The 3,279-nt window shown below is 45.3% G+C and carries 3 protein-coding genes; all 3 read right to left on the minus strand.

The window, feature by feature from the left end:
* On the minus strand, positions 1-262 hold a 262-nt coding region (locus P5683_RS23605), incomplete at its 3' end, for an IS630 transposase-related protein (RefSeq protein ID WP_315641116.1).
* 37 nt (positions 263-299) lie between these two features.
* Positions 300-2,123 (minus strand): M61 family metallopeptidase, encoded by a 1,824-nt coding sequence (locus tag P5683_RS23610; protein ID WP_006625965.1) that lies wholly within the window; start codon positions 2,121-2,123, stop codon positions 300-302.
* 80 nt (positions 2,124-2,203) lie between these two features.
* Positions 2,204-2,884 carry a Crp/Fnr family transcriptional regulator gene (locus P5683_RS23615; RefSeq protein WP_008050490.1) on the minus strand — a complete coding sequence of 227 codons (681 nt, stop codon included), beginning with the start codon at positions 2,882-2,884 and terminating at the stop codon, positions 2,204-2,206.
* Positions 2,885-3,279 lie beyond the last annotated feature (395 nt).

The raw sequence follows: 3,279 nt of genomic DNA on the forward strand, positions 1-3,279 counted from the left end.
GAGCCATTTGAGCGGAGGTTTTGTGGCCATGCTCTTGGGCAAAAGCCTTGAATTTCTGCCAGTCGGTAATTTGGTGGCTATGACCAGGTGGGCGATTAGGTTTAGGGAGGAAGTCGCCGGTGTGTTCTTTTCTTTGCAGCCAGAGATTGATGGTGTTCCTGCTGACATGGAAAACTTGACTGGCTTCGGTTTTGGGTATACCGTCTAGTTCAATTGCATTAATAACTTTTTGTCTAAGGTCGTAACTGTAGGGGGCTGGCATTTTGGGTCTTCTGTAGATATCCTTGCCATTATACGTCCTAAATGTTCTGTCTTGTGCTATACAATTGGTGATAGGGGCAGCCTAACCATCCCTCAAAATTGCGCTGCTGTTCCGGGGTGGGTTCTTCAACAGAGGTAATTTTATAAGCACTAGGACGGGGCGATCGCAGTATAGCTTCAGAGGTTCGCAATTCGTCTTGATGGAAGAAACTTATATGGACTTCATCTCCTGGTTTAAAGTCTAGCAAGCGATCGCTAATGTTTTCAACGCTCACCCGAAAACCATTGATAGCTAATAATTCATCCTCAGCATCAATTCCCGCTAATTGTGCTGGACTTCCTGCTTCCACAAATTTAACTATTGTCTTTCCATTTTCCGCCGCCAGTCGCCAACCCAAATCAGGAACAATATCATTATTTTGAGGTTTAATTACTAACCCAAAGGGTTGTAAATAATCATTTAAAGGCAGTTCTTCAGTACCATGAAGATAGCGATTAAAGAAATCGTCTAAATCCATTTCTGCCACCGAAGCGATCGCCGACTGTAACTCCGTCGCCGTATAGCCCTTTTCCGATTTCCCGAATTTTTCCCACATTAGCACCATCACATCATCAAGCGATCGCCGATTTCCATGACGGTTACGGATCAACAGTTCCAGCATAAATGACACCAATTCCCCTTTTAAATAGTAGGACATTTGATTGTTGTCACTATAAGCATCCCGGCGATACAACTTAATCCAAGCATCCCAACTCGACTCACCCAGGGGTTGAACGAACCGCCCAGGAGTCGTCAAGAATCGGGAAATATCCTTAGATAAACCATTCAAAAAATCCTTAACCTCAACAATACCAGATCGGTAAATCATCCAGCCATCATAATAGCTAGTTGCTCCCTCACAAAACCACAAAGAAGTCGTATAACATTCGGATTCATAGTTAAACACTTCCAACTCTTTCGGGCGTAAGCGCTTAACATTCCAGAGGTGAAAAAACTCATGAGCTACCAACTGCATAAAGCGGTTATACTTATCCCGGTCTCGCAATCCTAACCGAGGATAATTAAGAGAGCAGGAATTTTTATGTTCCAGTCCTCCATAACCCTGACTGGACAAATGCAATAGAAACACATAGCGGTCATAGGGAAGACCCGAAAATAGATTGCTAACCTCGTGAATAATTTTCCGACAATCTGTAATTAAGCGATCGACATCACCATTTCCTTGGCCCCAAATTGCCAATTGATGAGGTTTTCCAGCCGCTTCAAAATCATAAACCTGATGGGTGCCAATCTCAAAAGGACTATCAACCAAGGTATCAAAATCCGTCGCCTCAAAGGTATTTTCGACCCCTGAAACGGACGGTAAACTGGTAGTAACCCACCAACCCTTTGGAGGTGCGATCGCCACTTGGATCGGCAAATTTTCCCATCCAGGAACATAAAAGAACAGAGCCGCCCCATTAAAATAGCCGTGGGTGCTATCCAAATGGTTAGTTCTTACCGTCAACTCATTGGCATAGATACGGTAGTGGACTATGAGCGAGTCTGACTCTCCTGCTTGTACCCGCCATGTATTTTTACTGACCTTAGACCAAGACAGAGATTGATCATGGCGATCGCATACCTGAAAATCCTGCAAATGTCTTGCATACTCCCGCACCATATAAGAACCCGGAGTCCACACCGGCATTTTCAAATCAATCACCCCGGAGTCCACCACCGGACCCGCGCCATAGTGTCGAGAGATTTGGAACCGCACCTCAAACAAATGAGACCCCGGTTGAGACATAGAAACCAGGTAATGGGTGGCTACCGTCGAGTCAGCGCCCTCTAGGGAGGGGGTTCTAATAGCTTGAGTCATTAAACAGAAAAATAGCGACAAATTAGGGCTGTTTTAGCTCAAGCCCCAAGAGCAAAGGAGCCAGCTACCAGAGGACTAGCCTACTGATTAGCCAATTGATTAAGGTGCTTGAGGTTAATCAAATGGATCACCTGACGTTCCGTATCAATATTAATCCAACCCTTGCTATTGAGTTTTTCCATAATTTTGCTAGTCTCTTCCAGACTGATATCAGTAACATGAGCCAAATCTTGTTCAGGAATGTTAAAAATATCAGCCCCTTTTTCTGTCAACTGGCCATAATTTTCCGCCAACTCCACCAAAGTATTAGCCAGCTTAACCGCCGGAGGGCGGTGTCGGATCTGATAACGCTGGTTAGTTTGGCGCAAACGTCGCACCATCAGTTGCAACATTCGATGATGGAGTTGTGGGTCTTTAAACAGCGTTTGAATAAATCGTTGAGCCGAGACACTAATCAATCGTACAGAGGACAAAGCAATCACATCATTGGATCGGGGAGACTCATCGAGAATCGCCATTTCGCCAAAAAAATCACCTCGCCCCAAAATAGCCAGGGTGACTACATTATCGCCCGACAGTCGCCGTACCTTGACCCACCCGGAAACGATGAAATAAACTGCATTTCCCCAAGCATCCTCCATCACGATCGCGCGATTAGCTGGATACTCGTGCTTCACAGCCACCGACAACAACCATTCCAGAGTTTCTGGGTTTGCCCCTTTAAAAAGAGGAAAAAGCTCACTAAAAGCCTCAGTCTGCATGAGAACTCGCGCTAAGTCAGAAGTTTTATGTTGACACACCACCTCACAAACTGCAAGGGGCTTCGAGATTTCGATCACTAGAGATTTGAAGTTACCCACCGTTAAGGCTCAGGCCCACAACCTGGGCATCGGTGCTTCTCAGGCTATGTTGTACTCCCCCACCAACCCCGTCGGTAAGCGCGAGAGACTTCCAGTAGCATTAAAGGAAGGCAAATCTAAATCTAATTATACCAAGGGAAGTTCCCTATAAAGCCCACTAACTTGTAATCAGCCTTGTAATCAGCAATGACAGTTAGTGCCAACAAACACAGATAGAAGTGGCAATCCAGTGCAACACTTATATATAGCACTAGTCAATACGGTTAGGACGCAGTCTTGAGAACAGAATCCATGGA

The organism is Limnospira sp. PMC 1279.21, from assembly GCF_032349615.1.
GTDB lineage: Bacteria > Cyanobacteriota > Cyanobacteriia > Cyanobacteriales > Microcoleaceae > Limnospira > Limnospira fusiformis.